The organism is Prevotella sp. AM34-19LB, from assembly GCF_003468525.1.
Lineage (GTDB): Bacteria > Bacteroidota > Bacteroidia > Bacteroidales > Bacteroidaceae > Prevotella.
Window position 1 is genome coordinate 1 of sequence record NZ_QSIG01000003.1, and the last position, 23,838, is coordinate 23,838.

The 23,838-nt window shown below is 46.4% G+C and carries 14 protein-coding genes and 3 pseudogenes; 9 read left to right on the plus strand and 8 right to left on the minus strand.

Annotated features, from left to right (window positions below; all coding sequences use genetic code 11):
- A pseudogene (locus DW830_RS01365) lies at positions 1–150 on the plus strand (IS982 family transposase); the annotation flags it as partial.
- Between the two features lie 200 nt (positions 151–350).
- Here DW830_RS01365 and polA read toward each other — a convergent pair.
- Positions 351–3,112, minus strand: a pseudogene (gene polA / locus DW830_RS01370) (DNA polymerase I).
- An 86-nt stretch (positions 3,113–3,198) separates the two neighbouring features.
- Here polA and DW830_RS01375 point away from each other — a divergent pair.
- A complete protein-coding gene (locus DW830_RS01375) occupies positions 3,199–4,176 on the plus strand; it encodes a polyprenyl synthetase family protein (protein WP_119248594.1) in 978 nt (325 codons plus the stop codon).
- 172 nt (positions 4,177–4,348) lie between these two features.
- Here DW830_RS01375 and deoC read toward each other — a convergent pair whose 3' ends face one another.
- From deoC to mnmG, 6 genes are all read right to left on the minus strand, one after another.
- On the minus strand, positions 4,349–5,287 hold the full coding sequence (gene deoC, locus DW830_RS01380; RefSeq protein WP_089543074.1) for a deoxyribose-phosphate aldolase: 939 nt from the start codon (positions 5,285–5,287) through the stop codon (positions 4,349–4,351).
- A gap of 141 nt (positions 5,288–5,428) precedes the next feature.
- Positions 5,429–5,770 (minus strand): nucleotide pyrophosphohydrolase, encoded by a 342-nt coding sequence (locus tag DW830_RS01385; protein ID WP_119248595.1) that lies wholly within the window; start codon positions 5,768–5,770, stop codon positions 5,429–5,431.
- Positions 5,771–5,774: 4 nt separating this feature from the next.
- Positions 5,775–6,227, minus strand: a complete 453-nt coding sequence (dtd, locus tag DW830_RS01390) for a D-aminoacyl-tRNA deacylase (RefSeq protein WP_118312423.1) — start codon at positions 6,225–6,227, stop codon at positions 5,775–5,777.
- Positions 6,228–6,359: 132 nt separating this feature from the next.
- Positions 6,360–8,195: an excinuclease ABC subunit UvrC gene (gene uvrC / locus DW830_RS01395; protein ID WP_119248596.1), complete on the minus strand. Its 1,836-nt coding sequence runs from the start codon at positions 8,193–8,195 to the stop codon at positions 6,360–6,362.
- 114 nt (positions 8,196–8,309) lie between these two features.
- Positions 8,310–8,840 carry an adenine phosphoribosyltransferase gene (locus tag DW830_RS01400; RefSeq protein ID WP_089543078.1) on the minus strand — a complete coding sequence of 177 codons (531 nt, stop codon included), beginning with the start codon at positions 8,838–8,840 and terminating at the stop codon, positions 8,310–8,312.
- 273 nt (positions 8,841–9,113) lie between these two features.
- Positions 9,114–10,985 (minus strand): tRNA uridine-5-carboxymethylaminomethyl(34) synthesis enzyme MnmG, encoded by a 1,872-nt coding sequence (mnmG, locus tag DW830_RS01405; RefSeq protein WP_119248597.1) that lies wholly within the window; start codon positions 10,983–10,985, stop codon positions 9,114–9,116.
- Between the two features lie 236 nt (positions 10,986–11,221).
- Here mnmG and DW830_RS01410 point away from each other — a divergent pair, with 236 nt between their 5' ends.
- From DW830_RS01410 to DW830_RS01425, 4 genes are all read left to right on the plus strand, one after another.
- Positions 11,222–11,905, plus strand: coding sequence for a succinate dehydrogenase/fumarate reductase cytochrome b subunit (locus DW830_RS01410; protein ID WP_119248598.1), 684 nt, complete (start codon positions 11,222–11,224; stop codon positions 11,903–11,905).
- Positions 11,906–11,937: 32 nt separating this feature from the next.
- Positions 11,938–13,920, plus strand: coding sequence for a fumarate reductase/succinate dehydrogenase flavoprotein subunit (locus tag DW830_RS01415; RefSeq protein WP_117663575.1), 1,983 nt, complete (start codon positions 11,938–11,940; stop codon positions 13,918–13,920).
- Positions 13,921–13,935: 15 nt separating this feature from the next.
- Complete coding sequence (locus tag DW830_RS01420) at positions 13,936–14,694, plus strand: succinate dehydrogenase/fumarate reductase iron-sulfur subunit (RefSeq protein WP_118117872.1); 759 nt, start codon at positions 13,936–13,938, stop codon at positions 14,692–14,694.
- Between the two features lie 555 nt (positions 14,695–15,249).
- Positions 15,250–16,617, plus strand: a complete 1,368-nt coding sequence (locus tag DW830_RS01425; protein WP_119248599.1) for a THUMP-like domain-containing protein — start codon at positions 15,250–15,252, stop codon at positions 16,615–16,617.
- A 174-nt stretch (positions 16,618–16,791) separates the two neighbouring features.
- Here the strand turns inward: DW830_RS01425 and DW830_RS01430 are convergent, their stop codons facing one another.
- Complete coding sequence (locus DW830_RS01430; protein WP_233544328.1) at positions 16,792–18,225, minus strand: carboxylesterase/lipase family protein; 1,434 nt, start codon at positions 18,223–18,225, stop codon at positions 16,792–16,794.
- Between the two features lie 769 nt (positions 18,226–18,994).
- Here DW830_RS01430 and DW830_RS01435 point away from each other — a divergent pair.
- From DW830_RS01435 to DW830_RS01445, 3 genes and pseudogenes are all read left to right on the plus strand, one after another.
- Complete coding sequence (locus DW830_RS01435) at positions 18,995–20,146, plus strand: N-acetyltransferase (RefSeq protein ID WP_119248600.1); 1,152 nt, start codon at positions 18,995–18,997, stop codon at positions 20,144–20,146.
- Positions 20,147–20,185: 39 nt separating this feature from the next.
- Entirely contained in the window at positions 20,186–22,162 is a 1,977-nt protein-coding gene (locus DW830_RS01440; protein ID WP_119248601.1) for a DNA topoisomerase IV subunit B, read from the plus strand.
- 29 nt (positions 22,163–22,191) lie between these two features.
- Positions 22,192–23,774: pseudogene (locus DW830_RS01445) on the plus strand (S41 family peptidase).
- Positions 23,775–23,838 lie beyond the last annotated feature (64 nt).

The following is a 23,838-nucleotide window of genomic DNA, read 5'->3' on the forward strand; positions in this document are numbered from 1 at the left end:
GATCACTTCATGCTCTTCCGAAACTATGCTAAGCAAACACCAGGACTGTTTACCCGAATCATCGGGAAAATCAGCGCATTTACAGTCTTGCAATATATTAATTATGTAAACAACAGACCGATTGGCAGGGTTAAGTATGCGCTAAATTAATTCCGCCAACGGGTTAAAAGAATCTCATAAACCTATAAAAAAAGCCGCAAATGGCTCGTTTTTTACCATTTGCAGCTATTTTTTGTTTATTTGAACGCTAGAAAAGGCTTCTTCTTCTTGTTCTTTGAAGTCTTTCTTGTTGCTCTTTGAAGTCTTTCTTCTTTCTTTTTAAGTCTTTTCCTAAAGAGTTGATGCTCTTTTTAATGCGCTTCCAGCCAGTTCTTTCCCCAGCCGGCATCAGCAATCAAAGGAACCTTGAGTTATAGGCATTCTCCATTTCCTCTATCACGATTTTCTCTACCTTCTCTTTTTCCTCTGGATAAACAGAGAAGTTGAGTTCATCGTGTACCTGGATGATCATCTTACTCTTGATGCCCTCTGCCTTGAATCGGTTGAAGATCTTCACCATAGCAACCTTGATGATGTCGGCTTCTGATCCCTGGATAGGGGCATTGATGGCATTGCGCTCTGCGAAGCCTCTTACTGTGCCGTTCTTGCTGTTGATATCTGGCAGGTAGCGACGACGGTGGAAGAGGGTTTCGGCATAGCCTTTCTCCCTTGCTATCTCTTTCGACTTCTCCATATAGGCATGTACGCCCGGGAAGGTGCGGAAGTAGTCTTCTATGATTTGCTTCGCCTCTCGGTTCTCGATGTTCATGCGCTGAGCAAGGCCGAAGGTGGTAATGCCGTAGATGATACCGAAGTTGGCCGTCTTTGCTTTCTTGCGCTGGGCATCGGTTACGTCCTTGATGTCTTCATGCCAGATCTTGGCTGCAGTAGCTGCGTGGATGTCTGATCCTTCCAGGAATGCCTCTACCATATTAGGATCCTCGCTCAGGTGTGCCATGATGCGGAGTTCTATCTGGGAGTAATCTGCTGAAAAGAACAGACATCCCGGCTCTGGGATAAAGCATCTTCTTATCTCCTTTCCGTCATCATCGCGCACAGGGATATTCTGCAGGTTCGGATCGCTGGATGACAGGCGACCCGTAGCGGTGATGGTTTGGTTGAAAGAAGCATGAATATGACCTGTGCGAGGATTGATGAGCTTGGGGAGGGCATCTATGTAGGTTCCCAACAGTTTCTTTAATCCTCTGTAGTTCAGAATCTCATCGATGATTGGACTCTTGCTGCGCAATTGCTGTAATACTTCCTCGCTCGTTACGTACTGTCCGGTCTTTGTCTTCTTTGGCTTTTCCACAATCTTCATCTTGCCGAAGAGAATCTCGCCTACCTGACGTGGAGAACCGATATTGAATGACTCGCCTGCCAACTCATAGATATGATGTTCTATCTCATTGAGTCGGTTGGTTAAATTATTAGACGTATCTTTCAAAGTTTCTGTGTCTATGCATACGCCATTCATCTCCATGTGGGCAAGAACAGGCACCAACGGCATCTCCACATTCCAGAATAAATCCTCGCACTCTATCTCCTTGAGCTTTGGTTCGAGTACATTCTTCAGGCGCAGGGTGATGTCGGCATCTTCTGCTGCATACTCGTAAACTTCTGTCGGAGACAGGTCGCGCATTGATTTCTGGTTCTTTCCCTTAGGACCTATCAACTCTTCTATGTGAACCGTCTGGTATTTGAGATATACCTCGGCGAGGTAATCCATGTTGTGATAAAGTTCCGGCTGGATGAGATAATGAGCAATCATCGTATCGAACATCTTTCCCTGTATCTCCACTCCGTAGTTCATCAGCACTTCGTAATCGTACTTGATGTTTTGTCCCACTTTCAGGATTTCCGGGTTCTCGTAGAGCGGTTTAAAGATGTTTACGAATTTTAAGGCTTCTTCACGTTTTGCAGGAATTGCTACGTAGAAAGCCTCTTTCTCCTTTACTGCAAAGCTCAATCCCACTAATTCTGCATCTACTGCGGAGGTGGAGGTGGTCTCTGTGTCTAAACTGAGAATCTGTTTTGTAATCAAATAATCAAAAAGATTTTGTGCATCTTCTTCTGTTTCAATGAGTTTGTATGCGTGAACAACCGTTTTAATGGTTTCAAAACTCGTGTTTTCTTCCTCTTCTTGCCCATCGTCTTGCTGTGCGGCAAAGAGATCAAGCTCTCCTGTAGCCTTTGTTTGCACTTTTTGAGGTTTTTTAAGAACACGCTTGGCGAACGACTTAAACTCCAGATCGGTGAAGATTTCATCCAATTTGGCATTGTCTGGTTCTTCCAGTTTCAGATCTTCCATCTTGAGTTCTACCGGTACGTCGGTTCTAATGGTTGCCAGGAACTTCGAAATCTTGATGTCCTCTATGGCACCCTCCACTTTCTCGCGAAGCTTGCCTTTCACCTCGGCGCTATTTTCTATCAATCCCTCTACGCTTCCAAACTGGTTGATGAGTTTGATGGCTGTCTTCTCTCCAACACCCGGACATCCAGGGAAGTTGTCGGCAGAGTCACCCATCAATGCCAGAAGATCGATTACCTGGAGTGGGGAAGAGATGCTGTATTTCTCTTCAATCTCGGCAACGCCCAACTTCTCGTAACCACCGCCATGTCGGGGGCGGAACATGAATACGTTGTCTCTTACCAGCTGGGCATAATCCTTATCTGGTGTGAGCATATAGGTTTCGATACCCATCTTGCCTGCCTTCAATGCAACGGTACCAATGATATCATCCGCCTCGAAACCATCCACCTGAAGAATCGGAATATGATAAGCCTCCAGGATATTCTTGATGATAGGTACCGAGAGCTTGATGTCTTCCGGTGTCTCTTCTCGCTGTGCCTTATACGCAGGAAAAGCCTCGTGGCGGAAGGTTTTGCCATGGTCGAAAGCCACCGCAATATGGGTTGGCTTCTCCTTGGTGAGTATCTCGTTGAGGGTATTGCAGAAGCCCATTACACACGAAGTATTAAGTCCCTTCGAATTGATTCGAGGGGCTTTCATAAAGGCATAATACGACCTATAAATGAGCGCATATGCGTCTAAAAGGAACAATTTATCCATAATATTCATTTTTATGGTGTAAAATTACTAAAAAAATGCGATATTTCAAGAATAATTGTGTAATTTTGTATCAAATTTCAGAATTAATGGACTATTTATCACTTATTAAGCAGCCTATTGAGGCAGAATTGGCAGATTTTGTTGATTTGTTCAACAAATCTTTGATGCATAGCGATGGCCTCCTTTCCCAGGTGCTCGACCATATCCGTCAGCGCGCTGGTAAACGAATGCGCCCTATGCTCATCCTGCTGATGGCACGAAATTTCGGCAAGGTTTCAGAGGTTACCCAGCATTCGGCAGTCGGTTTGGAATTGCTCCATACCGCCTCTCTTGTGCATGATGATGTGGTAGATGAAAGCGGCGAGCGTCGTGGTCAGGCAAGTGTGAATGCTACTTATAATAATAAGGTAGCCGTGCTTGTTGGTGACTATATTCTTTCTACCGCTTTGCTAAATGTTTCCTATTCGCACTCCGAGGATATCGTTCGCTATCTGGCAGAATTGGGTCGTATATTGTCGAATGGTGAGATACTTCAGCTCAACAGTATTAGTAATGATGAAATCTCAGATGAGATATATTATCAGGTAATCAAACAGAAAACAGCCGCTCTCTTTGAGGCTTGTGCAGGTATTGGTGCAATGTCAACCCATGCTTCTGCCATAGAGATAGAAGAGGCGAAGCGATTCGGTCAGAACCTGGGTATTATCTTCCAGATTCGTGATGACATCTTTGATTATTACGACTCCAAGGAGATAGGTAAACCTACCGGAAATGATATGACCGAGGGTAAGCTTACGCTTCCAGTTATCTATGCCTTGAAATCTACTGGCGACGAGGAGATGCTGAAGCTTGCACGAAAGGTAAAGGCTCGTACGGTATCCCGAGAGGAGATTGCTCAGCTTGTTGCGTTTACCAAGGAAAACGGTGGTATCGAATACGCTGATAAGTGTATGTGGGATTTCCATGCCGAGGCGATGACTTTCCTTGATACCTATGTGGATGATAAGAGCATCTATAATGCGCTGAAGGCTTATTTGGATTTTGTGATTGAACGAAAGGCGTAATATCATTTAATCACGCAACTTTGATTTATTAAAACTTGATATACATTAAAAAAGGGTTGGTTCTCTCGTTGAGAATCAGCCCTTTATCTGTTTATCTATTACTGTATTTCTTGCTTCTTGTATCGTGTTTTACCTATCACCTTTATAAAGTTTTGGCTTGTGCAATCTCCTTTTAGAAGTACTTGATTTCCTTTCCTACAAGCTCGCTCAAGAGGAGGTTGGTAAGACGTGAGGTTCCAAGGCGCAACCACTCGTTGGTAAGCCACTTTTCACCCAAAACTTCCTTCACGATGGTGTAGTAAACCACTGCGTCGTGAACGGTGTTGATGCCGCCAGCTGGCTTGAAACCAATCTGGATACCAGTCTTTTCATAATATGCCTTGATTGCCTGGCACATCACGTAAGCAGCCTCAGGGGTTGCTGAAACCTTCTCCTTGCCTGTAGAAGTCTTGATGTAATCAGAACCTGCATACATGGCAAGAATAGAAGCCTTCATAATATTGCTGCAGTTCTTCAAATCGCCTGTTTCCAGGATGCACTTCATCTTGTGCTCACCGCAGGTTGCCTTCAGTTCCTGAATGTCATCGCAGAGACCTTCGTAATCCTCGCTGAAGAATTTGCCAACTGGCATAACGATATCTACCTCTGTAGCGCCATCCTTGATAGCCATAGCAGTCTCGGCAATCTTTACCTCTATGAATGTCTGAGATGAAGGGAAATTGCCGCTTACTACTGCGATTTCTACGCCATCTACCTCCAAACTCTGACTGATAAGTCCAGCGAAGTTAGGGTAGGTGCATACGGTTGCTACGTGAGGAAGTTCAGGATAATCCTTGGCAAATTGATTTACTTTCTCAATCATTGCCAGGATGCTTTCTTCTGTATCTTCTGTATGAAGAGAAGTCAATTCGATGCTACCGAAGAGGAATTTCTTCACCTCCATAGTCTCGTTTTCTGCTACCTTCTCGTCAAGAATCTTCTTTACTTCTGCTGCTACTTCCTCGTCGTTGAGGTCGCAGTTATACTGTTTCAAGACAGATAAATACTTATCGTCTGACTCGCTGTATTGTCCCTGCTGCTGTGCAAGAACCTGTTCTTTAATGCTGCTCATACTTAATGTTACTTTTTTAATTATTAAAGTTGAGTTATCTATATTATTCTTTATATTTCGGTTTTACTCCTTCGATTTCTGGGGTGCTTCTTCCTTCAATTTCGGGTTGTTTACTCCTTCAATTTCGGGTTGTTTACTCCTTCAATTTTGAATCATTATGGTCCTCAATTTCGGGTTATTCTTATGTCTTTCAGCATCCCTTTGGGTCTTCTTGTCGATGCTTTTCTGGAGCTCTTCGGTAAGATCGATACCCGTTTGGTTAGCCAGACAGATGAGAACCCAGAGAACGTCTGCCATTTCCTCTCCTAGGTTAGGATTTTCGCCCTTCTTGAAGCTCTGGTCGCCGTATGTTCTGGCGATGACACGAGCCAATTCTCCTACTTCTTCCGTAAGACAAGCCATATTGGTAAGTTCGCTGAAATAGCGAACGCCATATTCCTTAATCCACTTATCTACTGCTTCCTGTGCTTCTTTTATTGTCATATTCTTATTCCTTATTATGGGTATCCATCATGATGGTAACCGGACCGTCATTCAGTAATTCTACCTTCATGTCGGCACCAAATTCGCCGGTTCCTACAGGTTTTCCGAGTGCATCAGAAAGCTTCTTGCAGAACTCTTCATAGAGTGGAACGCTGATTTCGTGCTTGGCAGCTCTTAGCCAGCTAGGGCGATTTCCCTTCTTGTAGCTGGCGAATAGGGTGAACTGGCTAATCACCAGAACCTCGCCGTTTACATCCATAATGGAGCGGTTCATTACGTGATTTTCGTCGTCGAAAACACGAAGGCCGATAACCTTTCTAACCAACCAATCTACGTCTTCAGATGTGTCGCTTTCCTCAATGCCAAGAAGGATAAGATAGCCTTGTTTGATGGCTGATTTTACTTCTCCTTCGATTGTAACAGAGGCATGGCCGACACGCTGTATTACTATTCTCATATTACTACTTTGAACTTTGAATGTTGAACATTGAACTTTATGAATAGCATTTTGTGGAATCCTTGGTTCTGTTCAATCTTTATTATTATTACTATAGTTTCAACTGCAAATATACGACTTTTATTTCATATTCTAGCTCTTTTCTGTGAAATATTTCGCAAGAATCTCGGCTTTATGAGGTCCTAATACCTCTGAAAGCTGTTCCTCTGATGCTTCTTTTATCTTTTTCACGCTCTTAAACTTGCTCAGGAGCGCTTCTTTTGCCTTAGGACCGATGCCCTTGATGTCGTCTAACTCGGAATGGAGAGCGTGCTTGCTTCGCTTGTCGCGATGGAAGGTGATGGCGTATCTATGTACCTCGTCCTGTATCTGCGTCAACACCTTGAAAAGCTCGCTTTCTGGTGGTAGAGCGATGGTTTGTGGCGGGAAACCGTAGAGAAGTTCGTTGGTGCGATGGCGGTCGTTCTTGGCAAGACCAGCGATAGGGATTTCCAGGTGCAGTTCGTCTTCAATCACCTCTCTTACCACCTCCATCTGCCCCTTGCCACCATCGGTGATGATGAGGTCTGGCAGGGGAGTTTCTTCCTCTATCATGCGAATGTAGCGGCGTCTTACCACCTCCTGCATCGATGCATAGTCATCTGGTCCTTCCACCGTCTTGATGTTGTATTTACGGTAGTCTTTTCGGGATGGTTTCATACCTTTATATACGATACATCCAGCCACGGCATCCGTGCCCGATATATTGGAATTATCGAAGCATTCTATCTGATAAGGCATCTTTGGAAGCTTCAGTTTCGATTGCAATTCCTTCATCAATCGGGTTTGCTTCTGTTCAGGATTGAGCTTTTCTGCCTGCTTCAAGCGGTCGAATTTATATTGCTTGCAGTTCATTTCCGATAGCTCCAGAAGGTGCTTTTTGTCGCCCCTCTGCGGCACGAAGAAGGTGGCGTCTTTCAGTTTCCATTCCATCTCGAAAGGTACGATGATCTCCTTCGAAGTGGAGTGGAAACGCTCCCTGATTTCCGGTATGGCGGTAATCAGAAGTTCCTCGTCGCTCTCCTCCAACTTGCGCTTGTACTCGTAGGTAAAGCTCTGGTTGATGGTGCCGTTTTTCACGTGAATATAGTTGATGAAGGCGTTCTTGTTGGCTTCATCATTCACGATGGTGAAGACATCCACATCGGTAATCGTATGGCTTACCACCTCGCTTTTTGCCTCAAATTCATCCAGTAATTGATACTTCTTCTTGTATTCTTCGGCTATTTCAAAGCGGAGAAGTTCGGCATTTTTCATCATCAGATCATAGAGATATTTGCTTACTTCCCGGGTGTTTCCCTTCAGAATTTCACGCGCCTGGCGCATGTTTTCCTGGTACTCCTCATAGCTCTGTCTGTTGATGCAAGGGGCACCACAGTTGTGAATATGGTATTCTAGGCAGGGCTTATATTTGCCTTCCGCCACGCCTTCTTTAGTGATAGGAAACCTGCAAGTACGGGGTTTATATAGCTTCTTGATGACCTCCAGGACGGCATACATACTGCCCAAATGAGGGTAAGGACCGAAGAAAGTTCCCACCTTTTTATTGATATGGCGCGTCTTGAAAATGCGGGGAAAATACTCGTTTGTAACGCATATAGAGGGGTAGGTTTTGCCGTCTTTCAGCAAAACATTATACCTTGGATTATACTTTTTAATAAGGCTGTTTTCCAGCAAAAGTGCATCTTCTTCGGTGTTCACGACGGTGTATGAGATGTCGAAAATCTTAGAAACAAGCACCTTTGTCTTGTATCTATCTACCTCTTTATGAAAGTAGGAAGATACTCTTCTCTTCAGATTTTTCGCCTTTCCTACATATATAATCGTGTGATTCTCGTCGTAATATTGATAGCTTCCCGGTTTCTCCGGCATGCTTAAAACGATGCTTTTTAACCGTGCTAATCTTTCCTCATTTTCTTGTTTCGTCATACCTTTATGGGGTTAAAATAGGGTAAAAGAGCGTTGCTGTTTCACGTGAAACGGCAACGCCCGTATGCTTTATAGCTGCAGAATTATATGCATTAATCAAGCATTTTTCATGCTTTACAACTGCAATAAAGTAGATACTTCTACATCCTCATCGAAGTTCTTTCTGCCTTCGAAATTCTCGTTTACGAGCTCGATGATAAAGTTCGCATACACCTTCTTTGGGTGGAATTTCTTCACCAGATTGCAGGCTGCCTTCATGGTTCCGCCGGTAGCGAGAAGGTCATCGTGAAGGAGGATTATGTCGTTCTCGTTGATGGCATCTTCGTGGATTTCGATGGTGTCCATACCGTATTCTTTCGCATAGCTTTCCTGTACGGTTTTGCATGGAAGCTTACCTGGCTTTCGGCATAAAACTACGCCTGCGCCGAGACGGATTGCAAGGGCAGAAGACATCACGAAACCACGCGATTCGATGCCTACAATCTTGGTAATACCTTTGTCTTTGTAGATCTCGTACATCTCATCGCAGATCTCTTTAAGAGACTCTGGATTCTTAAACAGGGTACTAACATCGCGGAAGTTTACACCCTTGATTGGCCAATCTGGAATGCAACGCAGATTGTCTAATAATAGCTGATTGTTCATTGTCTTTTATACTATAAATTAATACTATGTTTTTTATTATTTCTTCGAGTTTTGGCAGCTTTTATCGGCTGTGTTCCACGGAAACACTGAAGTTTTGCTTTAACCACAATTTACTTGATGCAAAAGGCTCTAAGCTCTTTGATATCAAATGCTTTATGTAAGAGTAGTTTCACGTGAAACATTGCTGAGAATCCCTTGCTTTGCAGGTTTTTCTTGCTGAAACCGCCAATTCTTCTGCTTGCCTTCCTAGTAAGACGGGCAATGCATCTTTGCTTATCTTCCCAGTAGGACGAGCAGTACATTGATGTCGCTTGGAGATACTCCTGGAATTCGGCTTGCCTGAGCCAACGTGTCAGGGTCGATGCGCTCGAGCTTTTGTCGTCCTTCTGTTGAGATTTCGAGAATCTCAGAGTAGTTGAAGCGACCCTTGATTCTGATGTTCTCCAGTCGGTGCATCTTGTCGGCGATGAGACGCTCGCGCTCGATGTATCCTTTGTACTTCATCTTGATTTCTGCCGCCTCGGCAATCTCTTCTTTCCGGTTGTCTGGTGCTTCCATCGCTGCCTTCAGGTCGGGGATGATTTCCGACAGGTTCTGAAGGTTGAGATGCGGACGAGCCACGAGGTCGATGAGCTTGCAGCCGGCGCGGAGTGGAGTAGTGCCGAGTGCTTCGAGCTTCGGATTGATTTCGTCTTTCTTGATAGGATAGTTGGCGCAGAAGTCGATGATTCTTTCGATGGCATCTTTCTTCTCCATCCACCAGTCGTAACGGTCGCGCTTGGCGATGCCGAGCTCGTATGCTTTTTCCGTGAGTCGGGCATCGGCGTCGTCCTGACGGAGCAGGATGCGGTACTCAGCTCTTGAGGTGAACATACGGTATGGTTCATCTACACCCTTTGTGGTGAGGTCATCGATGAGTACGCCGATGTAACTCTCGTCTCGCTTCATCTCGAACGTCTTGTCGCCCACACAATGAAGCGCAGCGTTGATTCCGGCAACCGTGCCCTGACCTCCTGCTTCTTCGTAACCGGTGGTTCCGTTTACCTGTCCGGCAAAGAAAAGTCCCTTGATGATTTTCGACTCCAGCGAATGCTTCAGCTGGGTTGGGTCGAAGTAATCGTACTCGATGGCGTAACCTGGTCGGTAGATCTTCGCATCTCTCAATGCCGGGATTTCGTGGAGTGCATCCAGCTGGATATCCATCGGCATGCTGGATGAGAATCCGTTCAGGTACATTTCATTGGTGTCTTCACCTTCTGGTTCCAGGAAGAGCGGGTGCTGTTCCTTGTCGGGGAAGGTGACAAGCTTGGTTTCGATGCTTGGACAGTAACGGGGACCTGTGCTTTGGATTTGGCCATTATATAAAGGTGAGTCATCCAATCCGCTTTTCAGGATTTCGTGCACCTTGCTGTTCGTATAGCATGTCCAGCAAGGAAGCTGTTTCAGGACTCTGTGGTTGCCCATGTACGAGAACTGATGGAAATCGATGTCGCCCGGTTGTTCCTCCATGTCTTCGAAGTGAACGCTTCGCTTGTCGATGCGGACAGGAGTTCCCGTTTTCATTCTTGCCGATGTGATTCCCCATCGGGTGATGCTTTCCGTGAAATGATGAACGGCAGGTTCTGCACATCTTCCACCTTCCACCATCTTTCTTCCCACGTGCATCAGTCCGTTGAGGAAAGTGCCGGCGGTGATGATGATGCTCTTGGCATAGAATTCTGCACCCCAGATGGTGCGCACGCCGATTGCCTCTCCGTTTGCTACGAGAAGCTCGTCGGCCTGGTCTTGCCAGATGTCGAGATGGTCGGTATGGTCGAGAATGGTTCTCCATTCCCAGATGAACTTGCCACGGTCGCATTGAGCACGAGGACTCCATACGGCAGGTCCCTTTCCTATATTAAGCATACGGAACTGGATAGCCGTCTTGTCGGTGACGATACCCATCTGTCCGCCCAGTGCATCAATCTCTCGCACAATCTGTCCCTTGGCAATACCGCCTATGGCAGGATTGCAACTCATCTGACCAATCTTGTTCATGTCCATCGTTATCAAGCAGGTGTTGGCGCCCATGTTTGCCGAGGCAGCTGCTGCCTCGCATCCGGCGTGCCCTCCACCGATAACGAGTACGTCATAATTGAAGTTCATAATCTCTGTTTCTAATCTATATTTTATCTAATTTTCGGCAAAAGTAAGAAATTTAATTGAAATTTTAGCAAAAATACTTTGATAAATCATTAAAATATAGTAATTTTGCAGCAGACTTGCGAAAATATACCTATAAATGAGGATTGCAGAATGCCTTGAAAGTGGTATTGCAAGTACGAGATGAAGGAAATAATAAATTAGTTTCAAACAGTTAAATAATTAAAATTCAATCATTTATGTGGTTAATCAATTCATCTATTGGTAGAAAGGTAGTGATGTCAGTAACTGGTATCGCTCTTATTCTATTCTTGACATTCCACGGTTGCATGAATGTGGTTGCGCTTTTCTCTGGAGAAGCTTACAACGCAATCTGCGAGTTGTTGGGTGCTAACTGGTACGCCGTAGTTGCAACATTAGGTTTGGCAGCTTTGGCAGTTTGTCACATCGTTTACGCTTTCATCCTGACAGCACAGAACCGTCGTGCTCGTGGTAATCAGCGTTACGAGGTAACCGCAAAGCCAGAGAAGGTAGAGTGGGCTAGCCAGAACATGTTGGTGCTCGGTATCATCATCGTTCTCGGTTTGTTGCTTCACCTCTTCAACTTCTGGTACAACATGATGTTTGCTGAGCTTTTGGGTACTAGCTTCGGTCACCACCCAGCAGACGGCTTCGCTTTCATCCAGGACACCTTCGCTAACCCAGTGTTCGTAGTTCTCTACATCATCTGGTTGGTAGCTCTTTGGTTCCACCTCACTCACGGTTTCTGGAGTGCTATTCAGACTCTCGGTTGGAACGGTAAGACTTGGTTCTGCCGTTGGAAGACTATTGGTATGATTTACTCTACCATCCTGCTTCTCCTCTTCATCGTTGTCGTATTGGCATTCGCTTTCGGTTGCGCTCCATCTTTGTGCTGCGCATAATTCGTATAATCATTTAAGTATTAAAAAAGATTATGGCAAAAACATTAAATTCTAGAATACCTGAAGGACCAGTTGCTGAGAAGTGGACCAACTATAAGGCTCACCAGCGTTTGGTTAACCCAAAGAATAAGTTAAAGCTCGACGTTATCGTTGTAGGTACAGGTTTGGCAGGTGCTTCTGCAGCTGCTTCTCTCGGCGAGATGGGCTTCAACATCTTGAACTTCTGCATCCAGGACTCTCCACGTCGTGCTCACTCTATCGCAGCACAGGGTGGTATCAATGCAGCTAAGAATTATCAGAATGATGGTGACTCTGTTTACCGTCTGTTCTACGATACAGTAAAGGGTGGTGACTACCGTGCTCGTGAGGCTAACGTTTACCGTTTGGCTGAGGTGAGCAACGACATCATCGACCAGTGCGTAGCTCAGGGCGTTCCTTTCGCTCGTGAGTACGGTGGTATGTTGGCTAACCGTTCTTTCGGTGGTGCTCAGGTATCTCGTACATTCTATGCCAAGGGTCAGACAGGTCAGCAGCTCCTCCTCGGTGCTTACTCTTCTTTGAGCCGCATGGTTGAGGCAGGTAAGGTAAAGCTCTTCACCCGTTATGAGATGGAGGATGTTGTGATCGTTGACGGTCACGCTCGTGGTATCATCGCCAAGAATTTGATCACAGGTAAGTTGGAGCGTTTCTCTGCCAACGCCGTAGTTATCGCTACCGGTGGTTATGGTAACGCTTACTTCCTTTCTACAAACGCTATGGGTTGTAACTGTACAGCAGCTATCCAGTGCTACCGCAAGGGTGCTGACTTCGCTAACCCATCTTACGTTCAGATTCACCCTACATGTATCCCTGTTCACGGTACAAACCAGAGTAAGTTGACTTTGATGTCAGAGTCACTCCGTAACGATGGTCGTATCTGGGTTCCTAAGAAGATTGAGGATGCCAAGGCATTGCAGGCAGGTACAAAGAAGGGTTCTGATATTCCTGAGGAAGACCGCGACTACTACTTGGAGCGCCGTTACCCAGCATTCGGTAACCTGGTTCCTCGTGACGTGGCTTCTCGTGCAGCTAAGGAGCGTTGCGACAAGGGCTTCGGTGTCAACAACACAGGTCTTGCCGTATTCCTCGACTTCTCTGAGTCTATCAACCGTCTCGGTATCGACGTTATCCTGCAGCGTTATGGCAACCTCTTCGATATGTATGAGGAGATTACCGACGTTAACCCAGGTGAGTTGGCTAACGAGATTAACGGCGTGAAGTACTACAACCCAATGATGATCTTCCCTGCTATCCACTATACAATGGGTGGTATCTGGGTTGACTACGAGTTGATGACCACTATCCCAGGTCTCTTCGCTATTGGTGAGTGTAACTTCTCTGACCACGGTGCTAACCGTTTGGGTGCATCTGCTTTGATGCAGGGTTTGGCTGACGGTTACTTCGTATTGCCATACACCATCCAGAACTACTTGGCCGACCAGGCATTGTGGCCAAAGCTCTCTACCGATCTCCCAGAGTTCGCAGAGGCAGAGGCAGGTGTTCAGAAGGAAATCGACCGCCTGATGGGTATCCAGGGCAAGCGCTCTGTAGATTCTATCCACAAGGAGTTGGGTCACATCCTTTGGGAGCATGTAGGTATGGGTCGTACCAAGGAAGGTCTTGAGGAAGGCTTGAAGAAGATGAAGGCTCTCCGCGAGGAATTCAACAAGAACCTCTTCATCCCTGGTAAGAAGGAAGGCTTGAACGTAGAGTTGGATAAGGCTATCCACTTGCGTGACTTCATCTTGATGGGCGAGTTGATCGCTTACGACGCATTGCACCGCAACGAGAGCTGTGGTGGTCACTTCCGTGAGGAGTACCAGACAGAGGAAGGCGAGGCTAAGCGTGATGACGAGAACTTCTTCTACGTAGGTTGCTGGGAGTATCAGGGCAACGATACAACTGCTCCAGTGCTCAACAAGGAACCTCTCGAGTATGAGGCAATTAAGGTACAGACAAGAAATTACAAGAATTAAAAAGCGAACAAGACAATGGCAAGAAATATAAGTTTCACAGTTAAGTATTGGAAGCAGGACGGCCCTAATGCACAGGGTCACTTCGATACACACGAGATGAAGAACATCCCAGATGATACCTCATTCCTCGAGATGCTCGACATCTTGAACGAGGAGCTCATCGAGTCAGGTCAGGAGCCTTTCGTCTTCGACCACGACTGCCGCGAGGGTATCTGCGGTATGTGCTCTCTCTATATTAATGGTACACCTCATGGTAAGACTGAGCGTGGTGCTACAACATGTCAGCTCTACATGCGTCGTTTCAACGATGGTGACGTAATCACCGTTGAGCCTTGGCGTTCTGCTGGTTTCCCTATCATCAAGGACTGTATGGTTGACCGTTCAGCATTCGACAAGATCATCCAGGCAGGTGGTTACACCAGCATCCGTACAGGTCAGGCTCAGGATGCCAACGCTATCCTGATTCCTAAGGAGAATGCAGACGAGGCAATGGATTGCGCTACATGTATCGGTTGCGGTGCTTGTGTTGCAGCATGTAAGAATGGTTCTGCCATGCTCTTCGTCAGCTCAAAGGTTAGCCAGTTGGCACTTCTCCCACAGGGTCGTGTAGAGGCTGCTGCCCGTGCTAAGAAGATGATTGCACGCATGGATGAGCTCGGATTCGGTAACTGTACAAACACTCGTGCTTGCGAGGCTGTTTGTCCTAAGAACGAGTCTATCGCTAACATCGCCCGCTTGAACCGTGAGTTCTTGAAGGCTAAGTTGGCTGACTAATCCACCGTATCTCTTAAGACACCGGATTTTTCTCTTCGCATTCGAACGAATGCGAGAGAATTTTCTCAAAAACTCTTCACTCTTCACCTTTTGGGTGTAAGCGGTTGAAGGATAGATAGTTGGGTGGGTGAAGAGTTGAAATGACTCTTCACCCACCCTTCACCTTTTTATAGGGATAGGTGAAGAGTGGTGAAGAGTGGTGAAGAGTCAGCGCCACTCTTCACCTCTCAAATCCCCAGTGTTTATCGGAGTTTCAGGCTAAATGGTGAAGAGTGAAGAGTGAAAACGAGAGTAGGCTTTTTACTGCGGAAGCATTCTGAAGATTTAGGAGTGCATTGCTCGGCAGTAAGGTTACATCCCGTTTTGAATGAAGCCTCATTCTAATTATTGCCTAGTGATGGCATCTTTTTGCCCTTTAGGAGGGCAATTTATTGCCATAGTTAGGCAATAATCCTTATGTCGTGAGAGAGCTGCAGAATCCAGTAACTATCATAGTTAGATTCAGTAAATAGTAATAAATAAAGTATTATTCAATAAAGATATAAAAGAGCATAAATGATGAACCAAGCGACTCAAGACTTTATTCGCCAGCATCAGGACGATGATGTCCGCCAGCTGGCTTTTCTCGCAAGCAAGTATCCGGAAGTAGATATGCCTTTCGCTCTTGATCAGATTCGCGGGCGAAAGATGGCTCGTGTCAAGTTGCCTCGTTGGGCAAGTCTCGAAGGCATCATCTATCCTCCTCATATTTCTATGGAGCAATGCTCCTCTGAATCTACTGCACTTTACAAGGCAGAATTGGCTGCGAGATTGCTCGGCTTACCGGTATCTTCATCAGCTTCTTTCTCTGATTTTTCAGAAGAAATCGGGTTTGTAGATCTGACTGGTGGTTTCGGAGTAGATTTCTCTTATATCGCAGCCCGATTGGGAGTGAAGTCGATGTATGTGGAGCGTCAGGCTCATCTCTGCGAGGCGGCGAAGGAGAACTTCGGGCGCTTGGGCTTGAAGAACGCCATCGTGAAGAATGGGGATGGAATTGAGGTTCTTCATTCTTTTCAACCAAAGAAAAAAGATGCAGCATCAGCTGATGATTCTTTAGGCATCACTTATGACCAACCTCGGTCATTACTTAAGACCAACCTTGGTCTTAAGATAATCTTCATAGATCCTGCCCGTAGAGACGATGCGGGCAACAAGGTGGTATCCTTGAAGGATTGCACGCCCGATGTTACCGTTTTGCAGGAAGAGATGCTTTCGAAGGCAGATTACGTTATCATCAAACTCTCTCCGATGCTCGACTGGCACCGTGCCATAAGCGAATTAAGCCACGTAAGAGAGGTTCATATCATCTCCGTGAACAATGAGTGCAAGGAGCTTCTTTTAGTGCTGTCAGCGCGAAATATGGGCGATATGGAGGCTTCTTCGGCAGATGGAGAAGTAAAACATGCCGGGAATCTCCGCATTTATTGCGTCAATGATGCACAATCCTTCGTCTGCGACGAGTTGGATATGGAGTCTTCTCCTGTTAGAATAGCTCCGCCAGTTCTTGAAGAGATGCAGTATCTTTATGAGCCGAATGCGTCGTTGATGAAAGCCGGCTGTTTCGGTGTTCTTTCCGATCGTTATGATGCAAGGATGCTTTCCAAGAACAGCCATCTTTTCGTGAGCCAGGCACCTATCGAAGCATTCCCTGGCAGAAGTTTCCGCATCATCGCCATCTCTTCTTTCAATAAGAAGGAGTTGAAGCGTCATCTGTCTGGAATCACCAAGGCGAACATCGCCACCCGCAACTTCCCTCTTTCCGTGGCAGAATTGCGCAAGCGCCTGAAGCTGAAAGATGGTGGTGAAACTTATATTTTTGCCACCACATTGAGCAACGAAAGCCATGTTCTGGTGATAACGGAAAAAGCTTGTTTCAATTGACAAGTCATTGACAGCTGTTGAAGCAAAACATCCTTATTGTGGATTTCAGGAAATTAAAGAATAAGAAAATGAGGTTAATTTAGGTGTTGCATTGATACCAATGCAGGAACTGACGTGAAATGTTTGCGAAATATGAGGGTGCGCCATAGGCTTATGACACACCCTCTTGACGTATTATTTTCTTTTTTCCTTGAAGAACTTCTCGAAGAAGTCCATTTGCTTTTGATTTTGAACAGGCCCCAAATGCAGTCCTTCCTTCATAATCATCACCGTTGGTTTACCTTCCTGGTAGGTAGTCCAGAAAGGAAGGCTATCCCCATTTGGATTGCCAGTCTTGGTAAAGTTGATCCAGTAGCGTGACATGATTTGTTCCATGTGCTGCTCCGTCTCGGTCATCTTTCCAGAGCCAAACTTATAGCCATAGATGAATGGCATCTCTGCCACATGGCTGGCTCCTCCCTTGCGGCTTTTCACGATGGTGTTCTCTGAGTCTTGGTCAAAGTAATACATATACACTTTGCCCTTGCCGGTCTTGCTCTGCAGGTTAGCCCAGGCATACGTTCCCCATGCAAAGGAGCCATCACGGAAAATGTCGGATTGGGCGAAGTAGGTTTCTTCCTCTGTCTTGGCAGGATAGAGACTGAGAACCTGGTCTGCCCAGCTTCCATATATCTCATGGATTCTTTTCTCATAGTCACTTATACTGACAGGGCGGCTAAACATACTTCCTTCGTCGCTGTTGGTTCCTATGATGACATTTACATCATTGTAGTTTCCCTTTTCATAGAGCTTATACTGGTCATCTGTGATGCTGTAGCCATCCACATTAGGCCAGAAGGATTCCATGGCGGTATTCTTCACGATGTCCATGAAAGGAACTTTTCTGAGTTGCTTAATGTTCTTTACTTTAAGTTTCTTTTGAAGTGCCAGTCCGCTTGCCTCTGCTGCTTTAGTTGTGAGCATGGCGGTGTTGCCGTTTCTTGCTTCACCCACTGGCCAGAAAGAACCGCCGCTTTCGCTGATGGCACCACGGAATAGTCCCTTTGCAAGTGGAGAGGCGCATAACATACTTACCGAGATACCACCTGCTGATTCGCCTGCAATGGTAATCTTGTCAGGGTCTCCACCGAAGGCAGCGATATTGTCGTGAATCCATTTCAAAGCCATCACCTGGTCAAGTATGCCATAGTTGCCTGATATGTTCTTGCCAGATTCCTTGCTAAGTTCAGGATGTGCCATGAATCCCAAGGCTCCCAAGCGGTATTCTATGCTACAATAGATGATGCCTTCCTTGACAAAGCTTTCCTGGGTTCCACTATAAGAGCCTGTGAGGAAGGCTCCTCCATGAATCATGACAAATACCGGGAGTTTGTCATCCTTGTTCTTGGCAGGTGTTTCCACACTGAGGTAAAGGCAGTCCTCGCTCATGCCCAGCTCACCACCATTCTGGTTAGGGTCGATGGGCTGTGGTGGACGGTCTCCCCATTTGTCTGCTTTGAATACTCCCTTCCAAGGCTTCTTGCTCACAGGGGCTTTCCATCTGAGGTTGCCCACTGGTGCTTCTGCGTATGGGATACCCTTGTATAGGGCGAATCCTTCATGTTCCACACCTCAATTTCTCCTTGCTCCACTGTTGTTCTTAGCAGTTGAGCGTTAGCTGCCGATAGGCAAAAGAGTGCCAGGGCTGCTGTCAGTAGATGTCTTTTCGATCTCATTTCTGGTTATTCCATTAATTCCGCACCACTATTATTAATTAAACATTTTAAGCGCCTGAGCAACAAAGAGTTACTCCGGATTTTGCTATGTCAGAATTTTCACTTATCTTAGTGTTGCGAAAAGAAAACAAGCAAAACTCTGATATGACATGGCAAAGATACAAATTAAATCTGAGAAACTCACTCCTTTGGGAGGAAAATTTTCGGGTTATGGAGCAATTTCCTTTGTCTTAGAATTAGTCAAGAGTCCCAAGCAGCGCATCGTCTTGATAGACAATTCAGTTCCCCGTCTCTACCACCAACAGTACAAGTCGAGATGAAGAAGCTTCAATTTTATGATCCTTCCAATCTGAACAAGAAAACTGTAACTAGCAGTAATTAAATATTGTTATCATATTGTTAATAAGAAAAGATTATTGCTATATTTTCAGAAAAAGATGTATCTTTGCAAACAAGACATAGATAAACATTAACGATATGATGAAGCTGCTTCTTGTAGAACTTGTAGAAGACGATGCAAACCTAGCTTTTATTGAAAAAAAGCAGTAATTTTGCACCCAGAATCAAAAAACTAAAAAAATGAAAATAAGATAGCAATATTTGGTCGTTTGGCGAAATATTGCTATTTTTGCATCCTATAATTTGCAAACTAGTTTGAAATCATGTCATTAATTGAAATTAAAAAGGTCGAAAGCAAGAAGGACATGAAGACGTTCATCGACTTCCACTACGACCTCTACGAAGGCAACGAATACGATGTGCCTAATCTTTTCAGCGACGAAATGAATACCCTGAGCAAGGATAAGAACGCTGCGTTCGACTTCTGCGAGGCAGAGTATTATCTAGCCTATAAGGATGGAAAGCTGGCAGGTCGCGTTGCTGCTATCATCAACCATAAGGCAAACAATAAGTGGGGAAAGAAATCCGTTCGCTTCGGATGGATTGATTTCATCGACGACCGTGAGGTTTCGAAGGCTCTCTTGGATGCTGTAGAAAAGTATGGTAAAGAGAAAGGTATGGAGGATATGGTAGGTCCGCTTGGATTTACCGATATGGATCCTGAGGGTATGCTTACCTGGGGATTCGATCAGCTGGGTACTATGCCTACCATTTACAATTACCCTTACTATCCGGAGCACATCGAGGCTCTGGAGGAATTTGAGGTAGACAACAAGTACGTAGAGTTTAAGATCATGGTACCTGATACCGTACCGGAGAAGTACGCCAAGATTGCGATGATGATCGAGAAGCGTTACAATCTGCATGTGCGCAAGCTTACCAAGAAGGATGTTTTCCAAGGTGGAATGGGACAGAAGATCTTCGATCTCATCAATGATACCTACAAGGATCTCTATGGATATTCCGAACTCTCACAGAAGCAGATAGACCAGCTTATCAAGTCGTATCTCGGGTTCCTCGACTTCAACCTCATCACCTGTATCGAGGATTGGACGGGGGGCGAGCATAAGCTCATCGGTGTAGGAATCACCATGCCGTCATTGGCTCATGCCCTGAGAAAGTGCCGCCGTGGCAGATTGCTGCCTTTCGGCTGGTTCCACGTGCTGAGAGCCATCAAGCAGCACAAGACCAACATCGTTGACCTCCTTCTCATCGGTATTCTTCCGGAATATCGTGCCAAGGGTGCCAATGCGCTTCTTTTTGCCGATTTGATTCCATGGTACCAGAAATATGGCATTGAATGGGGTGAAACCCAGGTGGAGCTGGAGACCAATGCGGGCGTGCAGGGCCAGTGGGGAGCTTTGACCCCAGTGATGCACAAGCGCAGAAAGTGCTACAAGAAGATTATTAAATAAGGAATTAAGGGATCTCACCTAAAAACATAGGAGGGTTTTATGTCAGAAGATAATAATGAATTGAAAGCCCCTCAGGAGCAGCAGCCGGTGGAATATACCGACGACAATATCCGACACTTGAGCGATATGGAGCATGTACGTACCCGTCCGGGTATGTATATTGGTCGTCTGGGTGACGGTAACTTGCCGGAGGATGGTATCTACGTGCTCTTGAAGGAGGTGGTAGATAACTCTATCGACGAGTTCAAGATGGGTGCTGGAGCCAGATTGGAGATCGATATCGAAGATCATCTGCGTGTCAGCGTGCGCGACTATGGCCGAGGCATTCCGCAGGGAAAGCTTGTCGAGGCGGTGAGCGTGCTGAACACCGGAGGTAAGTATGATAGCAAGGCGTTCAAGAAGAGTGTGGGCTTGAACGGAGTGGGTGTGAAGGCGGTGAACGCCCTCAGCTCTCATTTTGAGGTGAAGTCGTTCCGTGAGGGAAAGGTGCGCCATCTGAAGTTTGAGAAAGGTATTCTGCAGAGCGATGTTACCGAGGATACTGAAGATGAGAATGGTACTTTCATCTATTTTGAGCCTGATAACACCCTCTTCAAGAACTATTCCTTCCACGACGACATCGTGGAAACCATGCTCCGCAACTATACTTATCTGAACACCGGTCTTACCATCATGCACAATGGCCGCCGCATCCTCAGCCGTCACGGTTTGAAGGATCTCCTTACGGATAATATGACCAACGAGGGCCTCTATGAGATTATCCACATGAAGGGCGAAGACATCGAGATAGCCTTTACCCATACCAACCAGTATGGCGAGGAATACTATTCCTTCGTAAATGGTCAGCACACCACCCAGGGCGGAACCCATCAGAGTGCCTTCAAGGAGCATATAGCCAAGACCATCAAGGAGTTCTTTGGCAAGTATGAGTATGGCGACATCAGAAACGGATTGGTGGCTGCCATCGCCCTGAACGTAGAGGAACCGGTGTTCGAGAGTCAGACGAAGATTAAGTTGGGTAGCACCACGATGACTCCGAATGGCGGCGAAACCATCAACAAGTATGTGGGCGATTTCCTGAAGAAGGAGGTGGATAACTATCTGCATATCCACAAGGACGTGGCTGAGATTCTGGAGAATAAAATCAAGGAGAGCGAGCGTGAGCGCAAGGCGATGGCGGGCGTTACCAAACTGGCGCGTGAGCGTGCCAAGAAGGCGAACCTCCACAACCGCAAGCTGCGCGATTGCCGCATCCACTTCAGCGATGCCAAGAACGAGCTGAAGGAGGCAAGTTCCATCTTCATCACCGAGGGTGATTCTGCCAGCGGAAGCATTACCAAGAGCCGCGACGTGAACACCCAGGCGGTATTCTCGCTGCGAGGCAAGCCGTTAAACTGCTATGGCCTGACCAAGAAGGTGGTTTACGAGAACGAGGAGTTCAACCTTCTTCAGGCAGCTCTCGATATAGAGGATGGATTGGATGGATTGAGATATAATAAGGTGATTGTGGCTACCGATGCCGATGTGGATGGAATGCACATCCGATTGCTCATCATCACCTTCTTCCTGCAGTTCTTCCCTGACCTCATCAAGAAGGGCCACGTGTATGTGCTTCAGACTCCATTGTTCCGAGTACGCAACAAGCGAACCAAAATCAAGAACAAGCAGGCGGTGGCTGATGCCGATGCCAAGTTGGGCCCTAAGGAGAAGAAGGGCGATTTCATCACGCATTACTGTTACAGCGATGAGGAGCGACAGCAAGCCATCAGAAACCTTGGTCCTGCCCCGGAAATCACCCGATTTAAGGGTTTGGGAGAGATTTCACCAGAGGAGTTTGCCCACTTCATCGGTCCGGATATGCGATTGGAGCAGGTTACGCTCCACAAGACCGATCAGGTGCAGAAACTCCTGGAGTATTATATGGGTAAGAATACGATGGAACGTCAGAATTTCATCATCGATAACCTGGTGATTGAGGAGGATATTCCGGAGGAAGACTCAGCACCGCTGGATTAAGTGAAGAGTGAAGAACGAAGTTTTAGAAAATGAAGAAGATAATTTTATTTGCGCTCCTGGCGTTCCTGGCAGTAACTTCTGCCAGTGCCCAGCTGCGCATTAAGATGGGCAAGAATAGCCCGATAGAGAAGTTGGGTAGGGCGGAAATCGCCATTACCAACCTCTATGTGGATAGTGTGGATGAGAACAAGCTCGTGGAGGATGCCATCAGAGGCATGCTCGAAAAGCTCGACCCTCATTCCTCTTATGCCACAGCCAAGGAAACCAAGGCGATGAATGAACCGCTGAATGGCAGTTTCGATGGCATCGGCGTGCAGTTTAACATGGTAGATGATACCTTGCTCGTCATCCAGCCCGTAGTGAATGGTCCTTCCGAGAAGGTGGGAATCATAGCCGGCGACCGCATCGTTGCGGTGAATGATACGGCTATTTCGGGTGTGAAGATGAGCAAGGAGGAAATCATGAAACGCCTTCGCGGTCCTAAGGGCACGATGGTGAATCTTACCATCGTGCGCCGGGGCATCAAGGACAAGCTTACTTTCAAGGTGAAGCGTGACAAGATTCCTGTAACCACGATGGATGCGGCGTATATGATTCGTCCGGGAATCGGATACATCCGATTGGGAAGCTTCGGCCTGACCAGCTACAAGGAGGTGACTACGGCGATGGATTCGCTCAAGAAAGTGGGAATGAAAGACCTGATCTTCGACCTTGAGGATAATGGCGGCGGCTACCTTCAGGCAGCGGCTCAGATAGCCAACGAGTTCCTGCAGAAGGGAGATCTCATCGTTTATACCAGTGGTCGTGCAGCTCCCCGTCAGGAGTACAAGGCGCAGGCTAACGGAAGATGGCGCAAGGGCAAGGTAGTAGTGCTTACCAATGAGTTTACAGCTTCTGCCGCAGAGATTGTTTCCGGAGCCATCCAGGATCAGGACCGTGGAGTAGTGGTAGGTCGCAGAACCTCGGCAAGGGATTGGTGCAGCGTCCGCTCACCTTCGATGATGGCAGCGAGATTCGCCTCACCATCGCACATTATTATACGCCTAGCGGCAGATGCATCCAGAAGCCGTATAAGAAGGGAGACAGATTGGATTATGCGATGGATCTCGACAACCGCTACAAGCATGGCGAGTTTACCAACCAGGACAGCATCCATCTTTCTGACAGCTTGAAGTATTATACTTTGCGCAAGCATCGTATAGTTTATGGTGGTGGCGGCATTATGCCAGATTATTTTGTTCCGCTGGATACTACCAAGTACACCAAGATGCATCGTCAGCTGGCAGCCAAGAGTATCGTCATCAACCAGAGTCTGAAGTTCATCGATGCGCATCGCAAGGAATTGAAGAGCCAGTATAAGGATTTCAACAAGTTCCTGGCAACCTACGAGGTTCCTTCTTCGCTCATCGATGCGATTATCGCTGAGGGCAAGAAAGAGAAGATAGAGCCGAAGGATGAGGCTGAATTGACTCAGACAAAGAAATACCTCGCCCTGCAGCTGAAAGCCCTTGTAGCAAGAGATATCTGGGATATGAGTCAGTACTTCCAGGTTTGGAACGAGACCAACGAGATAGTTCAGCGGGCCGTGCAGCTGTTGACTACGGGGAAGTAACTATAGAAAAAACGGCTGTTAACTGTTAACCTGTTAACCCGTGAGGTAATGAGATAAGAAAAGG

Coding starts and splice junctions, on each gene's coding strand:
- mnmG (WP_119248597.1), bottom strand. CDS start 10,985: ATGAACTTCAATTATGACGTACTCGTTATCGGTGGAGGGCACGCCGGA.
- DW830_RS01420 (WP_118117872.1), top strand. CDS start 13,936: ATGGCAAGAAATATAAGTTTCACAGTTAAGTATTGGAAGCAGGACGGC.
- DW830_RS01425 (WP_119248599.1), top strand. CDS start 15,250: ATGATGAACCAAGCGACTCAAGACTTTATTCGCCAGCATCAGGACGAT.
- DW830_RS01440 (WP_119248601.1), top strand. CDS start 20,186: ATGTCAGAAGATAATAATGAATTGAAAGCCCCTCAGGAGCAGCAGCCG.
- deoC (WP_089543074.1), bottom strand. CDS start 5,287: ATGAGCAGCATTAAAGAACAGGTTCTTGCACAGCAGCAGGGACAATAC.
- DW830_RS01375 (WP_119248594.1), top strand. CDS start 3,199: ATGGACTATTTATCACTTATTAAGCAGCCTATTGAGGCAGAATTGGCA.
- DW830_RS01435 (WP_119248600.1), top strand. CDS start 18,995: ATGTCATTAATTGAAATTAAAAAGGTCGAAAGCAAGAAGGACATGAAG.
- uvrC (WP_119248596.1), bottom strand. CDS start 8,195: ATGACGAAACAAGAAAATGAGGAAAGATTAGCACGGTTAAAAAGCATC.
- DW830_RS01385 (WP_119248595.1), bottom strand. CDS start 5,770: ATGACAATAAAAGAAGCACAGGAAGCAGTAGATAAGTGGATTAAGGAA.
- DW830_RS01400 (WP_089543078.1), bottom strand. CDS start 8,840: ATGAACAATCAGCTATTATTAGACAATCTGCGTTGCATTCCAGATTGG.
- dtd (WP_118312423.1), bottom strand. CDS start 6,227: ATGAGAATAGTAATACAGCGTGTCGGCCATGCCTCTGTTACAATCGAA.
- DW830_RS01410 (WP_119248598.1), top strand. CDS start 11,222: ATGTGGTTAATCAATTCATCTATTGGTAGAAAGGTAGTGATGTCAGTA.
- DW830_RS01415 (WP_117663575.1), top strand. CDS start 11,938: ATGGCAAAAACATTAAATTCTAGAATACCTGAAGGACCAGTTGCTGAG.